General features: G+C 62.8%; 15 protein-coding genes. 13 read left to right on the top strand and 2 right to left on the bottom strand.

The features are described from left to right. The 8 genes from bamA to F757_RS0126495 all read left to right on the top strand — a co-directional run. Nucleotides 1–1,965: outer membrane protein assembly factor BamA (bamA, locus tag F757_RS0126530; protein WP_027214027.1), on the top strand; the 1,965-nt coding region annotated here is incomplete at its 5' end. A gap of 46 nt (nucleotides 1,966–2,011) precedes the next feature. Continuing rightward, nucleotides 2,012–2,533: an OmpH family outer membrane protein gene (locus tag F757_RS0126525; RefSeq protein ID WP_027214026.1), complete on the top strand. Its 522-nt coding sequence runs from the start codon at nucleotides 2,012–2,014 to the stop codon at nucleotides 2,531–2,533. 130 nt (nucleotides 2,534–2,663) lie between these two features. Further along, nucleotides 2,664–3,788, top strand: coding sequence for a UDP-3-O-(3-hydroxymyristoyl)glucosamine N-acyltransferase (gene lpxD, locus F757_RS0126520; RefSeq protein ID WP_027214025.1), 1,125 nt, complete (start codon nucleotides 2,664–2,666; stop codon nucleotides 3,786–3,788). Between the two features lie 194 nt (nucleotides 3,789–3,982). Continuing rightward, complete coding sequence (gene fabZ / locus F757_RS0126515) at nucleotides 3,983–4,447, top strand: 3-hydroxyacyl-ACP dehydratase FabZ (RefSeq protein WP_020065638.1); 465 nt, start codon at nucleotides 3,983–3,985, stop codon at nucleotides 4,445–4,447. A gap of 136 nt (nucleotides 4,448–4,583) precedes the next feature. Beyond that, nucleotides 4,584–5,372, top strand: a complete 789-nt coding sequence (gene lpxA, locus F757_RS0126510; RefSeq protein ID WP_027214024.1) for an acyl-ACP--UDP-N-acetylglucosamine O-acyltransferase — start codon at nucleotides 4,584–4,586, stop codon at nucleotides 5,370–5,372. A gap of 3 nt (nucleotides 5,373–5,375) precedes the next feature. Then, the gene (lpxB, locus tag F757_RS0126505; RefSeq protein WP_027214023.1) at nucleotides 5,376–6,545 is read left to right on the top strand and encodes a lipid-A-disaccharide synthase; all 1,170 of its coding nucleotides are present in this window, start codon (nucleotides 5,376–5,378) and stop codon (nucleotides 6,543–6,545) included. Next, on the top strand, nucleotides 6,542–7,336 hold the full coding sequence (gene rnhB / locus F757_RS0126500; protein WP_027214022.1) for a ribonuclease HII: 795 nt from the start codon (nucleotides 6,542–6,544) through the stop codon (nucleotides 7,334–7,336). Before lpxB ends, rnhB begins: the two co-directional genes overlap by 4 nt. A 123-nt stretch (nucleotides 7,337–7,459) precedes the next feature. Beyond that, nucleotides 7,460–8,248 carry a TrmH family RNA methyltransferase gene (locus F757_RS0126495; protein ID WP_027214021.1) on the top strand — a complete coding sequence of 263 codons (789 nt, stop codon included), beginning with the start codon at nucleotides 7,460–7,462 and terminating at the stop codon, nucleotides 8,246–8,248. 307 nt (nucleotides 8,249–8,555) lie between these two features. On the opposite strand, the gene ppsR is transcribed toward F757_RS0126495, so the two are convergent. After that, nucleotides 8,556–9,371, bottom strand: coding sequence for a posphoenolpyruvate synthetase regulatory kinase/phosphorylase PpsR (gene ppsR / locus F757_RS0126490; RefSeq protein ID WP_013338896.1), 816 nt, complete (start codon nucleotides 9,369–9,371; stop codon nucleotides 8,556–8,558). 552 nt (nucleotides 9,372–9,923) lie between these two features. On the opposite strand from ppsR, the gene ppsA reads away from it, so the two are divergent. The 3 genes from ppsA to F757_RS0126475 all read left to right on the top strand — a co-directional run bounded on the left by ppsA (nucleotide 9,924) and on the right by F757_RS0126475 (nucleotide 13,935). After that, nucleotides 9,924–12,329, top strand: coding sequence for a phosphoenolpyruvate synthase (ppsA, locus tag F757_RS0126485; protein WP_027214020.1), 2,406 nt, complete (start codon nucleotides 9,924–9,926; stop codon nucleotides 12,327–12,329). A 165-nt stretch (nucleotides 12,330–12,494) separates the two neighbouring features. Continuing rightward, entirely contained in the window at nucleotides 12,495–12,950 is a 456-nt protein-coding gene (locus F757_RS0126480) for an NfeD family protein (protein ID WP_027214019.1), read from the top strand. 52 nt (nucleotides 12,951–13,002) lie between these two features. Beyond that, nucleotides 13,003–13,935 carry an SPFH domain-containing protein gene (locus tag F757_RS0126475; RefSeq protein ID WP_027214018.1) on the top strand — a complete coding sequence of 311 codons (933 nt, stop codon included), beginning with the start codon at nucleotides 13,003–13,005 and terminating at the stop codon, nucleotides 13,933–13,935. Between the two features lie 490 nt (nucleotides 13,936–14,425). Here the strand turns inward: F757_RS0126475 and smpB are convergent, their stop codons facing one another. Next, nucleotides 14,426–14,872, bottom strand: coding sequence for an SsrA-binding protein SmpB (gene smpB, locus F757_RS0126470; protein ID WP_027214017.1), 447 nt, complete (start codon nucleotides 14,870–14,872; stop codon nucleotides 14,426–14,428). Nucleotides 14,873–14,972: 100 nt separating this feature from the next. On the opposite strand from smpB, the gene F757_RS0126465 reads away from it, so the two are divergent. Both F757_RS0126465 and F757_RS0126460 read left to right on the top strand, forming a co-directional pair. Further along, on the top strand, nucleotides 14,973–15,410 hold the full coding sequence (locus F757_RS0126465; protein WP_013338901.1) for a type II toxin-antitoxin system RatA family toxin: 438 nt from the start codon (nucleotides 14,973–14,975) through the stop codon (nucleotides 15,408–15,410). Further along, nucleotides 15,407–15,739, top strand: coding sequence for an RnfH family protein (locus tag F757_RS0126460; RefSeq protein ID WP_027214016.1), 333 nt, complete (start codon nucleotides 15,407–15,409; stop codon nucleotides 15,737–15,739). Before F757_RS0126465 ends, F757_RS0126460 begins: the two co-directional genes overlap by 4 nt. Nucleotides 15,740–15,742 lie beyond the last annotated feature (3 nt).

Below are 15,742 nucleotides of genomic sequence, written 5' to 3'. Positions count from 1 at the left end.
ACCAAGGCGCTGCGCGCGGTCGGCCTGTCGCAGGGCCGTTACTACGACAAGGCGCTCGTCGACAAGGCCGAACAGGAACTGAAGCGCCAATACCTCACGCGTGGCTACTATGCCGCTGAAGTCACCACCACGATTACGCCGATCGACCGCAATCGCGTCTCGGTGCTGTTCTCGGTGGCCGAGGGGCCGAGCGCGAAAATCCGCCAGATCAACTTTATCGGCAACAAGGCGTTCAGCACCGGTACGCTGCGCGACGAGATGCAGCTGTCCACGCCGAACTGGTTCTCGTGGTACACGAAGAACGATCTGTACGCGAAAGACAAGCTCACCGGCGACCTCGAAAACGTCCGCTCGTACTATCTGAACCGCGGCTATCTCGAGTTCAATATCGAGTCGACCCAGGTGTCGATCACGCCGGACAAGAAGGACATGTATCTGACGGTTACGCTGCATGAAGGCGAGCCGTACACGATCTCCAGCATCAAGCTTGCCGGCAATCTGCTCGACCGCGAGCCCGAGCTCGCCAAGCTCATCAAGATCAAGCCGGGCGACCGTTTTTCGGCCGAGAAGCTGCAATCCACCACCAAGGCAATCGTCGACAAACTCGGTGAGTACGGTTACGCGTTCGCCACCGTCAACGCACAGCCGCAGATCGACCAGACCAACCACAAGGTCGACCTCACATTGCAGGTCGATCCGAGCCGCCGCGTGTACGTGCGCCGCATCAACGTGGTGGGCAATACCCGCACGCGGGACGAAGTGGTGCGCCGCGAAATGCGCCAGCTCGAAAGCTCGTGGTTCGACTCGAACCGCCTCGCGTTGTCAAAGGACCGTATCAACCGCCTCGGTTACTTCACCGACGTGGACGTCACCACCATTCCGGTGGAAGGCACGCCCGACCAGGTGGACGTGGACGTGAAGGTTGCAGAAAAGCCGACCGGCGCGATCACGCTGGGCGCCGGTTTCTCGTCGACGGACAAGGTGGTGCTCTCCGCGGGCGTCTCGCAGGACAACGTGTTCGGTTCGGGCACGAGCCTCGCGGTCAACGTGAACACCGCGAAGACCTACCGTACCTTGACGGTCACGCAGGTCGACCCGTACTTCACGGTGGACGGCATCAAGCGTATTACCGACGTTTATTACCGCACTTACCAGCCGCTCTATTACTCGACCGATTCGAGCTTCAAGATCGTCACCATGGGCGGCGATCTGAAGTTCGGCATTCCGTTCTCCGAAGTCGACACGGTTTACTTCGGCGCGGGTCTCGAGCAGAACAAGCTGGATGTCGACGCGAACACGCCGGCGTCGTACAAGCAGTACGTACAGGACTTCGGCCGCGTGTCGAACAACGTGCCGGTCACGGTGGGCTGGTCGCGCGACGCGCGCGACAGTGCGCTCGTGCCGAGCCGTGGTTACTTCGCGCAGGCCAACGCCGAGTACGGCACGCCGATCGGCAGCACGCAGTACTACAAGGCCGACATCAACGCGCAGTACTATTACTCGTTCGCGCGCGGCTTCGTTCTGGGCTTCAACTTCCAGGGCGGTTACGGCAAGGGTATGGGCGGCAAGCCGTATCCGATTTTCAAGAACTACTATGCAGGCGGTATCGGTTCGGTGCGTGGCTATGAACCTAGCTCGCTCGGTCCGCGCGACAGGACGACCGGCGATCCGATCGGTGGCTCGAAACTGCTGGTCGGCAATATCGAATTGACCTTCCCGCTGCCGGGCACAGGCTATGATCGGACCTTGCGCGTGTTCACGTTCCTCGACGCCGGTAACGTCTGGGCGGACGCGAGCAGCGCCGCCACGGCGAACGGCGCAAACGGCCTGCGTTACGGCTACGGTCTTGGCCTTGCGTGGATTTCGCCGATCGGGCCGCTCAAGCTCAGCCTGGGCTTCCCGCTCACGAAGCATACGGGCGACCAGTATCAGAAGTTCCAGTTCCAGATTGGGACGGCGTTCTGACCGCGCTGCGGACATTTCGCCAAACAACAGTATCGAGAGGATCACTTTGCTAACCGGTATGTTTTCGAAACGTGTGGCTTGCGCGCTGGCGCTGACAATGACGCTGGGCGTCGGCGTGGCACACGCGCAGGAAGCCAGGATTGCCGCGGTGAATTCAGACCGGATCCTGCGCGAGTCCGCTGCAGCGAAGTCGGCGCAGACCAAGCTCGAGGCCGAGTTTGCCAAGCGCGACAAAGACCTCGCGGACATGGCGCAGAAGCTCAAGTCCATGTCCGATGCGCTCGACAGGAACGGCCCGTCCATGTCTACGGCCGACCGCGCGCAAAAGCAGCGCGATCTGTCGCAGCTCGACACCGACTTCCAGCGCAAGCAACGCGAGTTCCGCGAGGATCTGAACCAGCGCCGCAATGAAGAACTGGCGGCGGTGCTGGACCGCGCGAACAAGGTGATCAAGCAGATCGCCGAGGCGCAGCACTACGACCTGATCGTGCAGGAAGCGGTGTACGTGAGCCCGCGCATCGACATCACCGATCAGGTGCTCAAGGCTCTCGCGGCTTCGGGCAACTGAAAGCGGCGTCGCGGGGCTCGCCACGCGCATTGAAGAAGGGCGATTACGAGCCCGGTCAGAAGGTCGCGGGGCACGCGCGCCGACAGGTGGCACCGACAAGTTGTACTGAACAGCAGGAGACAGGATAGGCATGGCTTTTACGCTCGAGGACATCGTTCAGCGGTTCGGCGGTGAAGTAGTGGGAGACGGTTCGCAGCGCGTCGGCAGTCTGGCGCCGCTCGATCAGGCAGGCCCGGACCAGCTGGCGTTCCTCGCCAACCCGAAGTACCTGTCGCAAGTGGAAACGACACGCGCGGGCGCAGTGCTGATCAACGCGGACGACCTCGCGAAGCTCGCATCCCGCAGCGGCCGTAACTTCATCGTCACGCCGAATCCGTACGCTTACTTCGCGCGCGTCGCGCAAACCTTCATCGACCTCGCGGCTCCGAAGGTCGCGCCCGGCATTCATCCGAGCGCGACGATCGACCCGTCCGCGCAGATCGCCGCGAGCGCGGTGATCGGACCGCACGTCACGGTCGAAGCGGGCGCCGTGATCGGCGACAACGTGCGCCTCGACGCGAACGTGGTGATTGGCCGCGGCACGCATATCGGCGCCGGTTCGCATCTGTATCCGAACGTGACGGTGTACCACGGCTGCAAGCTGGCCGAGCGCGTGATCGTGCACGCAGGCGCCGTGATCGGCTCTGACGGCTTCGGCTTCGCGCCGGATTTCGTTGGTGAAGGCGAGGCGCGCACCGGCAGCTGGGTCAAGATTCCGCAGGTCGGCGGGGTGTCGATTGCGGCTGACGTTGAAATCGGTGCGAACACCACGATCGACCGCGGTGCGATGGCCGACACGGTCATCGAGGAGTGCGTGAAGATCGACAACCTCGTGCAGATCGGCCACAACTGCCGCATCGGTGCCTACACGGTCATTGCCGGGTGCGCGGGCATTGCGGGCAGCACGACCATTGGCCGCCACTGCATGATCGGCGGCGCGGTCGGCATTGCCGGACATGTGACGCTCGCCGATCATGTGATCGTCACGGCCAAGTCGGGCGTGTCCAAGTCGTTGCTGAAGCCCGGCATGTACACCAGCGCATTCCCAGCGGTGAATCACGCCGACTGGAACAAAAGCGCGGCGTTACTGCGCAATATCGACAAGCTTCGCGAGCGTATCAAGGCGCTGGAAACCGCCGCCGCGGCCCGGCCGGACGGCAAGCCGGCGCCTGCGGCGTCGGGCGCGGCAGGCGCCGCACGGAGCGACCAAAGCTAGTTTTCCGGGCGGCCCGCCGCTACCGCGTAAAATGGCGGGCGAATATCAGGAAGCGAAGACGGTCGCCGTGACCCGGTGGCACGGCAGCCAGTTCATGGCGAGCGCCGGCAGCATGCGCTCACACCCCGCTGACAACCCACCTGCACCAGCATCCGCAGTCATCATCGCGCAGTCAATGCGTGAGCAGAAACACCATGAGCACCGAAAAAATCAATCTCGACATTCATAAGATTCTCACGCTGCTGCCCCATCGTTACCCGATCCTGCTGGTCGACCGGGTGCTCGAACTCGAGCCGCACAAGAGCATCAAAGCGTTGAAGAACGTGTCGATCAACGAGCCGTATTTCCAGGGGCACTTTCCGACCCGTCCGGTCATGCCTGGGGTGCTGATCCTCGAGGCGCTTGCGCAAACGGCGGCGCTTCTGACGTTCTCGGAAGAGCCGAGCGACCCGTCGAACACGCTGTACCTGTTCGTCGGTATCGACAACGCGCGCTTCAAGCGTGTCGTGGAGCCGGGCGATCAGCTCATCCTGAACTGCACGTTCGAGCGGCACATGCGCGGCATCTGGAAGTTCAAGGCGCGAGCCGAGGTTGACGGCGCGGTGGCGGCGGAAGCGGACCTGATGTGCGCGGTGCGTCACACGGACAAAGACGCCTGACAAAGAGGTCAGGGGCGCTGGAGTCGATAATCGGCTCGGGGTTCCACCCAACGTCCGGCCAGCCGGCGCCGCCTGTCGCGCAGCCGGCTTGCCGCAGCCCATCCAGACAACGCAACAGAATCAGAAGCGAGGACGCATGAGCAGGATTCATCCCACTGCGATCGTCGAACCGGGCGCACAACTCGACGAATCCGTCGAAATCGGACCGTACGCCGTGATCGGCGCCCATGTCACGATCGGCGCGCGAACCACGGTCGGTTCGCACAGCGTGATCGAAGGCCACACGACGATCGGCGAGGACAACCGCATCGGTCACTATGCATCGGTCGGCGGCCGCCCGCAGGACATGAAGTACAAGGACGAGCCGACCCGCCTCGAAATCGGCAACCGCAACACCATCCGCGAGTTCACCACGATCCACACCGGCACGGTGCAGGACGCGGGCGTGACCACGCTCGGCGACGACAACTGGATCATGGCGTACGTGCACATCGGGCACGACTGCCACGTCGGCAACAACGTCGTGCTGTCGAGCAACGCGCAGATGGCAGGCCACGTGACGATTGGCGACTACGCGATCGTCGGCGGCATGTCGGGCGTGCATCAGTTCGTGCGCATCGGCGCGCATTCCATGCTGGGTGGCGCTTCGGCGCTCGTGCAGGACATTCCGCCGTTCGTCATCGCTGCGGGCAACAAGGCCGAGCCGCACGGCATCAACGTGGAAGGCCTGCGCCGCCGCGGTTTCTCGCCGGACGCCATTTCCGCGCTGCGCTCGGCGTACCGTCTGCTGTACAAGAACAGCCTGTCGCTGGAAGAAGCGAAGGTGCAACTGCGCGAACTGGCATCCGCCGGCGGCGACGGCGACGGCCCGGTGGCAACGCTGCTTGCATTCGTCGAAGCGTCGCAGCGCGGCATCATCCGCTAAGCGATGGCACTGCAACCCAGTCCGCTGCGCATTGCGATGGTGGCCGGCGAGCCGTCCGGCGACCTGCTGGCCTCCTCGCTGTTGGGCGGCCTTGCGAGCCGCTTGCCAGGCACCACGCACTTCTACGGGATCGGCGGTCCGCGCATGATCGCCACCGGTTTCGACGCCCACTGGCCGATGGAAAAGCTCTCCGTGCGCGGCTACGTCGAAGCGCTGCGGCACATTCCCGAGATTCTGCGCATCCGCAACGACCTGAAGCGGCAGTTGCTCGCCGAGCCGCCCGCGGTGTTCGTCGGCGTCGATGCGCCCGACTTCAATTTCGGGCTCGAGCATCCGCTGCGCGAGGCGGGCATTCCGACTGTTCACTTCGTTTGCCCGTCCATCTGGGCGTGGCGCGGCGGGCGCATCAAGAAGATCGCCAAGGCGGTCGACCATATGTTGTGCGTGTTCCCGTTCGAAACGGCGCTGCTCGAAAAGGCGGGCGTCGCGGCATCGTACGTGGGTCATCCGCTCGCCGACGAGATTCCGCTCGAACCGGATACGCTGGGCGCGCGCCGCGCGCTGGGTCTCGCGCAAAGCGGTCCGATCATCGCGGTGCTGCCGGGCAGCCGCCGCTCCGAGATCGATCTGATCGGGCCGACGTTCTTCGCCGCCATGGAAATGATGCAGCACCAGGAGCCCGGCCTGCGTTTCGTCATGCCGGCGGCCACGCCGGCCTTGCGCGAGATGCTGCGCCCACTGGTCGACTCCCACCCCGGACTCGAGCTCACCATTACGGACGGCCAGTCGCAACTCGCGATGACGGCAGCCGACGCAATTCTCGTGAAAAGCGGCACGGTCACGCTAGAGGCCGCGCTGCTGAAAAAGCCGATGGTCATCTCGTACAAGGTGCCCTGGCTGACCGGTCAGATCATGCGCCGCCAGGGTTATCTGCCTTATGTGGGTTTGCCCAACATTCTGGCGGGCCGCTTCGTGGTGCCGGAAATTCTTCAGCATTTCGCAACGCCCCAGGCGCTTGCCGAAGCCACGTTGAAACAGTTGCGCGACGAAGCCAACCGGCGCACGCTGACGGAAATCTTCACGGAGATGCATCACGTGCTGAAGCAGAACACCGCGCAGCGTGCCGCGGAGGTCGTGGCGAGCGTCGTCGAAAAGCGCAGGGCGCGACCGTGAGCGAGCAACGCACCAAGGCCCGCACGGCGGCAGCCGCGCCGCGCCGCAAGGCGGTGGCCGGCGTGGCCAGTCGCCAGGTGGGCCTGAACTTCGAGACGGCGGACGACATTGTCTGCGGCGTCGACGAAGCCGGGCGTGGACCGCTGGCGGGCCCGGTCGTGGCTGCGGCCGTGATTTTCGATCCGTCGAAGCCGATGATTCGCGGCCTCGACGACTCCAAAGCGCTTACTGCGAAAAAGCGCGACGAACTGTACGAAAAAATCGTCGATCGGGCGCTCGCTTACTGCATCGCATCGGCAACGGTCGAAGAAATCGATTCGCTGAACATCCTGCACGCCACCATGCTGGCGATGAAGCGTGCCGTGGAAGGGTTGTCGGTCACGCCCACGCTCGTCAAGGTGGATGGCAACCGTTGCCCGACGCTCAGCATCCGCAGCGAAGCGGTGATCGGCGGCGACGCGCTGGTCAAAAGCATTTCGGCAGCGTCGATTCTCGCCAAGGTCACGCGCGACCGGATGCTGCTCGAATTGCACCAGACTTATCCGATGTACGGCTTCAATGCGCATGCCGGCTACGGCACGCCGCAGCATCTCGCGGCGCTACGCGAGCACGGGCCGTGCGAGCATCACCGGCGCTCGTTTGCGCCCGTGCGCGAAGCGCATCTGCGTTTAGGTACGGGTGTGGCGTTGCCGGCGGGCGAGATTATCGCCGTGCCGGAGATGCTGGCAGGCGGCATGCTGGACGATGCGATGCTCGACGGCGACGCATTCGGCGAACACAGCGGGGCGTGAACATAAAGCGCCGCGGCTATCTGGCGGGTCCCTCGAACAGACCGCGGTGGCCACACCGCGCCGCCCGCCGTCCAGTAACGTCGCCCAAACCCTTTCTCTGATTTCTCACCGCCCTCGCTGCCTGTGAAAGCCATCACCTCGCGGGACAATCCGCTCTACAAACGCCTGAAGGCGCTTGCCGGTTCGACGCACCAGCAGCGCCGCAGCGGCCACGCGCTGCTGGAAGGTTTTCATCTTGCGAGCGCCTATCTGGACGTCGCCGGGCAGCCGGAAATGTGCGTTGTGACCGAAGGCGCGCTTCGCCATGACGAAGCGCAGGCAATCGTCTCGCGCATCGACGGCCAGCGCATTGTCACGCTTCCGGATGCGTTGTTCGGGCAATTGTCGAGTGTCGTGCACGGCGTCGGCATGCTGCTGCTCGTGGAGAAGCTCGACGCGCCGTTGCCCGTGACCGTCGCGCAGACCTGCATCGTGCTCGACGGCGTGCAGGACGCGGGCAACGTCGGCTCTATTTTGCGCAGCGCGGCCGCCGCCGGCATTCAGCAGGTGTTCTGCGCGCCGGGCACGGCTTACGCGTGGTCTTCCAAAGTACTGCGCTCGGGCATGGGCGCGCACTTCCTGCTGCAGATCCACGAAGACGTCGACGCGCAGACGTTGATCGAGCGCCTCGCGGTGCCTGTGGTGATCACGGATTCGCACGGCGCTGAAGCGATTTACGACTGCGATCTGAGCGGCGAGTTGGCCTGGGTGTTCGGTAACGAAGGCGCGGGTGTGTCGCAGGCCTGGCGCGACGCGGTCTCGTTGCGCGTGACGATTCCTCAGCCGGGCGGCATGGAATCGCTGAATGTGGCGGCGGCCGCGGCTGTGTGCGTGTTCGAGCAGTGCCGGCAGCGGCGCGCCGCTGCCCGGTGATCGGCGGCTGTAGGGCGAGGCAAGAAAGGAGCCTTGGACAAACAGCGGCCGTGTGGGGTGGCAAAGGGCGCAGCCGCCCTTGCGGAGCGCCGGAAGAGGCCGCCGCGCTCAGAGAGCGCTAAGAGAAGCAGCCGCGCTCGGGGAGCGCGGAAGAGGGTGACCGCGTTGCGGGAGCGCCGGTAAAGGCAGCCGCGTTCGGGGGAGTGCTAAGAAAAGCGCCCAAGCTCGGGGAGCACCGGAACAGGCAGCCGCGCTCGGGGAGCCCGCGGACAAAAACAGCCGGGCCACGCGAGCGCGTCGGTGCGCCTCAATAAGACGGCCGATCCAACTTGATTTCCTGCAGGATCGTGGTCGCGATCTCTTCGATCGACTTGTGCGTGGACGATAGCCACTTGATGCCTTCGCGACGCATCATCGCTTCGGCTTCATTGATTTCGTAGCGACAATTTTCCGGCGCCGCGTACTTGCTGCCGGGCCGGCGCTCGTTGCGGATTTCCGAAAGCCGCTGCGGATCGATCGACAGGCCGAACATTTTCTGCCGATGCGCCAATAGCGGCGTGGGCAGCTTTCCGCGCTCGAAGTCTTCCGGAATCAGCGGATAGTTCGCCGCTTTCACGCCGTACTGCATGGCGAGGTAAAGACTAGTCGGCGTCTTGCCGCTGCGGGATACGCCGACCAGGATCACGTCGGCATCCGCGAGATTGCGGTTTGACTGGCCGTCGTCGTGCGCGAGCGAGAAGTTGATCGCTTCTATCCGGTTCTTGTACTCCTCGGTATCCGCATTCTGGTGGCCGCGTCCCATCGCGTGGCTCGACTTCAGTTCCAGTTCCTGTTCGAGCGGCTCGACGAAGGTCTGAAACATGTCGAGCACGAGCGCATTCGAGCCCTTGACGATCTGATTCGACGCACTGTCGACAAGCGTCGTGAAGACGATTGGGCGGCGCCCGTCCTGCTGGATCGCTTCATTGATCTTTTCTAGCGTGGCGTAAGCCTTTTCGGTCGAGTCGACAAAAGGCACGCGAACCAGGCGGAATTTCTGGTCGAACTGGGAGAGGATCGAATGCGCGAAGGTTTCGGCAGTGATCCCGGTACCGTCGGAGACGATGAATACGGTGGGCGGCATCAGTGGGGCAGGGAACGTGAGCGGCAAAAAGCGCTCGAATGGAACATGGCTGCTTCGATCTCGCTGCGCGGCGATGGGCTGCCGCGGGCGGCGTCAAAGCAGCGCGCCTTGGGCACCGCTACTGCGCCAGCACGGGCCGGGGACTCTTTGACGGCATTCAAAGAGCGCCACGGCACATTCGGGCGCGATTCGAGGCGCATTTCTCGTCCGACAGTCACATTTGGAGAGTCAGCACGGTAGAATAGCGGCAACCTGTTGGATAAGCAATTGCAGGCGATTGGCGTCTAACTTACCGCGAACGGTCGTTCATCGCGATGTTATCCGGCGTCAAATTGAGCAGATTGCGGCGGAACCGCCGCTAAATCCGTTCATTCGCCAGCTTCGTCGCACTTTCTGTGCGGCCTCGCGTGTCGCCCGGTGGCGCACGCGTCGCAAGCAAGGCGATTGCTTCTCCAACAGGTTGTGCAAGACGCGCGATCACGCTTTCAATGAGCGCCCCGCGTTCGAGCCCACTTGCACAGCCGTGAATTTCTTTCACACTTAGGGGCTTGTATGACTAACGCAGTTACCGTCGCAAAGGATAAGGCGTATGTAGTACCGTTCGAGCAGTTGCGGATGACCGATGTGGAAATTGTCGGCGGCAAGAATGCGTCGCTTGGCGAGATGATCAGTCAGCTCGCCGAAGCCGGCGTGCGCGTGCCGACCGGTTTCGCCACGACGGCACTGGCTTTCCGCGACTTTCTGCATCACAACAACCTGACCGAACGCATCGCCCAACGTCTCGAGACGCTCGACGTCGACGACGTGAAGGCGCTTGCCGAAGCGGGCAAGGAGATCCGTCAGTGGATCGTCGAGGCGCCGCTGCAGCCCAAGCTCGAGGCTGACATTCGCGCGGGCTTCGACACCTTGCAGAACAGCTCGCCTGAAGAGCTGTCGTTCGCCGTGCGTTCGTCGGCCACGGCGGAAGACCTGCCGGACGCATCGTTCGCGGGTCAGCAGGAAAGCTACCTCAACGTGGTGGGCATCGAAGACGTGCTCGACCGCATGAAGCACGTGTTCGCGTCGCTCTACAACGACCGCGCCATTTCCTACCGCGTCCACAAGGGCTTCACGCATGCTGAAGTCGCTTTGTCGGCTGGCGTGCAGCGCATGGTGCGCTCGGACGTGGGCGCGGCCGGCGTAATGTTCACGCTGGACACGGAATCGGGCTTCAAGGACGCCGTCTTCATCACGTCGAGCTACGGTCTGGGCGAAACCGTCGTGCAGGGCGCGGTGAATCCGGACGAGTTCTACGTCTACAAAACCACGCTCGCGCAGGGCAAGTACCCGATCATCCGCCGCTCGATCGGCTCGAAGCTCATCAAGATGGAATTCACGAAGGCCGGCGAAGAAGGCCGCGTGAAGACCGTCGACGTGCCGCACGAACAGCGCAACCGCTTCTCGATTACGGACGAAGACGTGATCGAACTCGCTAAATACGCGGTCATCATCGAAAAGCACTACGAGCGTCCGATGGACATCGAGTGGGGCAAGGACGGCCGCGACGGCAAGATCTTCATCCTCCAGGCGCGCCCCGAAACGGTGAAGAGCCAGGCTACCGGCAAAGCGGAGCAGCGCTTCAAGCTCAAGGGCCAGTCGAACGTGCTGGCGACCGGCCGCGCGATCGGCCAGAAGATCGGCGCGGGCCCCGTGCGTGTGATTCACGACCCGTCGGAAATGGACCGTGTGCAACCAGGTGACGTGCTGGTCGCCGACATGACCGACCCGAACTGGGAACCGGTGATGAAGCGCGCGTCGGCAATCGTCACGAATCGTGGCGGCCGTACCTGCCACGCGGCAATCATCGCGCGTGAACTGGGCGTGCCGGCCGTGGTCGGCTGCGGCGACGCGACGGACGTGCTGAAGGACGGCGCGCTCGTCACGGTGTCGTGCGCCGAAGGCGACGAAGGCAAGATCTACGACGGTCTGCTCGAAACCGAAATCACCGAAGTGCAGCGCGGCGAACTGCCGCCGATTCCGGTGAAGATCATGATGAACGTCGGCAACCCGCAACTGGCTTTCGACTTCTCGCAACTGCCGAACGCAGGCGTGGGTCTCGCGCGTCTCGAGTTCATCATCAATAACAACATCGGCGTTCACCCGAAGGCGATTCTCGAGTACCCAAACGTCGACCAGGACCTGAAGAAGGCCGTGGAAAGCGTCGCTCGCGGTCACGCCTCGCCGCGTGCGTTCTATGTCGACAAACTGACCGAAGGCATCGCCACGATCGCTGCGGCGTTCTATCCGAAGCCCGTGATCGTGCGTCTGTCGGACTTCAAGTCGAACGAGTACAAGAAGCTGATTGGCGGTTCGCGCTACGAGCCGGACGAAGAAAACCCGATGCTGGGCTTCCGCGGCGCGTCGCGCTACATCGCCGAAGACTTCGCCGAGGCGTTCCAGATGGAATGCGTCGCGCTGAAGAAAGTGCGCGAAGAAATGGGCCTCGACAACGTCGAGATCATGGTGCCGTTCGTTCGTACGCTGAAGCAGGCGGAGCGCGTGGTCGGGCTGCTGGAGAAGTTCGGCCTGAAGCGCGGCGAGCACGGCCTGCGTCTAATCATGATGTGCGAAGTGCCGTCGAACGCGATTCTCGCCGAAGAGTTCCTGCAATACTTCGACGGCTTCTCGATCGGTTCGAACGACCTGACGCAGCTCACGCTCGGCCTCGACCGCGACTCGGGCATGGAACTGCTCGCAGTCGATTTCGACGAGCGCGATCCGGCGGTCAAGTTCATGCTCAAGCGCGCAATCGAAACATGCCTGCGCCTGAACAAGTATGTCGGTATTTGCGGTCAGGGTCCGTCGGACCATCCGGATTTCGCGCAATGGCTGACCGACGAAGGCATCAAGTCGATCTCGCTGAACCCTGACACGATCATCGAGACGTGGCAGCAACTGGCGAAATCGTCGACGAAGTAAGCGCAGCGCGTGCCGCGTCCCAAGCGGCGCGCATAACCAAAGTGCGGCAGATCAAAGGCATATGAAGGCGTGCGGACCGGCGCCTTCCAATGCCGGTTTTTCGGCTGCGCTTCGTGCTATAAACACCCCGGTAGATCCGGGGTGTTTTGCTTTGTGGAGGTCGACGTGGCGCCAGGTGGATTGTTCTGGTGGGTCGGAGCGGGCGTGCTGGTCGTGCTGGAATTGCTCAGCGGCACGTTCTATCTGCTGATGATCGCGCTGGGTTGCGTGGCGGCGGCCATTGCGCATATCGCGGGCGCTACGGCCGACGTGCAGTTTGCCGTCGCCGCGGTGGTCGCGCTGGCGGCCGTGCTCGTGCTGAGGCGGTCGCGCTTTGGCCGCAGGCCGCGCAAGGAGGCGTCGAAGAACCCCGACGTCAATCTGGACATTGGGCAGACGCTGACGGTGCCGGCATGGGACCAGCGCCGCGCGCGCGTGAACTATCGCGGCGCGCAATGGGACGTGGAGCTCGCGCCCGGCGAGCCCGAAGACGCGCAGGTCTACGAGATCACGGAGTTGCGCGGCAGTTGTCTCGTCGTCGCGGCAAAGCAGTCTGCGAGACACCACGCCAGACCGCTCTGAGCGTCGCAAATTCGCCAATTTAATTAATCGAACTAAAGGTTGGAGGGCGTAAATGGATTCGACCATTGTCGGGGCGGTGCTGCTCGTCATCGTGATCGTGCTGGCGGCGCAAACCATCAAGATCGTGCCGCAGCAGCACGCGTGGGTGCTCGAGCGGCTGGGCCGCTACCACCGCACGCTCACGCCGGGTCTGAGCTTCGTGTTCCCGTTTGTCGACCGTATCGCGTACAAGCACATCCTCAAGGAAATTCCGCTGGAAGTGCCGAGCCAGGTCTGCATCACGCGCGACAACACGCAGTTGCAGGTGGACGGCGTGCTGTATTTCCAGGTCACCGATCCGATGAAGGCGTCGTATGGATCGAGTAACTTCGTGTTCGCAATCACGCAGTTGTCGCAGACCACGCTGCGCTCTGTGATCGGCAAGCTTGAACTCGACAACACTTTCGAGGAGCGTGACTTCATCAACCACAGCATTGTGTCCGCGCTCGACGAAGCGGCCGCCAACTGGGGCGTCAAAGTACTACGTTACGAAATCAAGGATCTGACGCCGCCCAAGGAAATCCTTCACGCGATGCAGGCGCAAATCACCGCGGAGCGTGAAAAGCGTGCGTTAATCGCCGCATCGGAAGGGCGCAAGCAGGAGCAGATCAACATTGCGTCCGGCGGGCGGGAGGCGGCCATCCAGAAGTCGGAAGGCGAGCGGCAGGCGGCGATCAATCAGGCGCAAGGTCAGGCCGCGGCGATTCTTGCGGTCGCCGAAGCGAATTCGCAGGCCATTCAGAAGATTGCCGCTGCGATCCAGTCGAACGGCGGCATGGAGGCGGTCAATCTGAAGGTGGCCGAGCAATATGTGAATGCGTTCGGCAATCTGGCCAAGCAGGGCACTACGCTGATCGTGCCCGGCAATCTCTCGGATATGAGTTCGATGATCGCGTCGGCGCTTGCCATCGTGAACAAGGGCAAGGGCGTGCCGGACGCGCGCTGAGCGCTTGCGCTCACACACCGCCAGCGGCTTGCTCGCCGACCTGTGAGCGCTCGCGCAGAGACGTGCATGTGCTTGCACGGAGACCTCCAAGTGCTCGCGCAGAGAACTCCAAGTGCTTGCACGGAGACCTCTAAGTGCCTGCGCGCAGATCTCCAAGTTCGCGCGCAGACCCCCCGGAGCGGCTCGGAGCGCTTACACGCAGCGCCTGAGCCGTTTGCATAGCGGTTCCCCGCGCCCGCCCGGCAGCCTCGGATGCTTGCGCCGCGACGCAGCTTACCCAGTCCTAACAAAAAGAATGGCCCGCATGGTTGAAGTGCGGGCCTTTTCGATGCGGGTTGTGAAGCAGCGCAAGCAGCACTCAGGCGCTCGGGCCAGGTGCGGCATAAGCACGCAAATAAGCGCACGAACAGGCACACAAAACAGGCACACAAACACGCAAACAAAACGGCATGCGCCGCCTGCCTTGCAACCCCACAGCCAGCTTTGAATATCAGGTAGGCGAGCGCATCAAGCGCGCCTTTTCGCGCTCCCAGTCGCGCTTTTTCTCGGTTTCGCGTTTGTCGTGCAGCTTCTTGCCCTTGGCGAGCCCGATCTCGCATTTAACGCGGCCGCCTTTGTAGTGAAAGTTCAGTGGCACGAGCGTGTAGCCGCGCTGCTCGACCTTGCCGATCAGCTTGCTGATTTCTTCGCTGTGCAAAAGGAGCTTGCGCGTGCGGACCGGGTCGGGACTGATGTGGGTCGAGGCTTCGGGTAGCGGGCTGATGTGCGTGCCGATCAGAAACAGCTCGCCGTTCTTGATCACGACGTAGCCTTCCTTGATCTGGCCGCGCCCGGCGCGCAGTGCCTTGACCTCCCATCCTTCGAGCACGAGTCCTGCCTCATAGCGTTCTTCGATCGAGTAATCGAAGAAGGCTTTTCTGTTGTCGATGATGCTCATGAATGGAAAGTGCCCAACTCGTTTAAAATCACGATTTTAGCAAAGCGGGGCAAGGAAAGCCCGCGGCGCCCGTCCACCCTTGCCACGTGCTGTTCAATTTATGGCAGATGTCCAGAAAACAGTGTTGATTCGCCATTCGGCGGAACAGATGTTCGACCTCGTCACCGATGTCGCCGATTACCCGAACTTCCTGCCCTGGTGCGGCGGAGTGGAGATTCGTCATCGGGACGAAACCAGCATGGAGGCGAAGATCGACATCAACTTCAAGGGCATCAAGCAGCACTTTGCGACGCGCAACAGCATGGAGCGGCCCACGCGCATCGACATGGAATTCGCAGACGGGCCGTTTCGCAAATTCACCGGCTTCTGGCGCTTTACGCCGTTGCGCGCCGACGCCTGCAAGATAGAGTTCGCGCTGCACTACGAGTTCACCAACATCCTGCTCGAGAAGATCATTGGACCGGTGTTCAATCACATCGCCAATACTTTCGTCGAATCTTTCGTGAAGCGCGCGGATCAGCGCTACGGCAAGGCATGAGCGAGCGTCTGTCGGTCCAGGTCTGCTATGCGCTCGCGAGCGAGCAGGCGCTCGTCACCGTGCAATTGCCGGCGGGCGCCACGCTCGCGCAGGCCATCGAGGCGAGCGGCATTCTGGCGCGTTATCCTCAGATCGATCTTGGTACGCAAAAAGTCGGCGTATTCGGCAAGCTGAAGCCGCTCGACACCGTGCTCGCCGACCACGACCGCGTCGAGATCTATCGGCCGCTGCTGGTGGACCCGAAGGTGTCGCGGCAGCGCCGTGTCGAGAAAAGCCGCAAGGCGGGTTCGATCGAAGGGCGCCGCTGGCTGAACAAGGACTCGCGCTAGCGG

Origin of the sequence: Burkholderia sp. WSM2232 (assembly GCF_000472545.1) — a bacterium.
Classification (GTDB): Bacteria; Pseudomonadota; Gammaproteobacteria; order Burkholderiales; family Burkholderiaceae; genus Paraburkholderia.
Note: the sequence above shows the minus strand (reverse complement) of the source record. Positions and strands in the feature narration are given on the sequence as shown.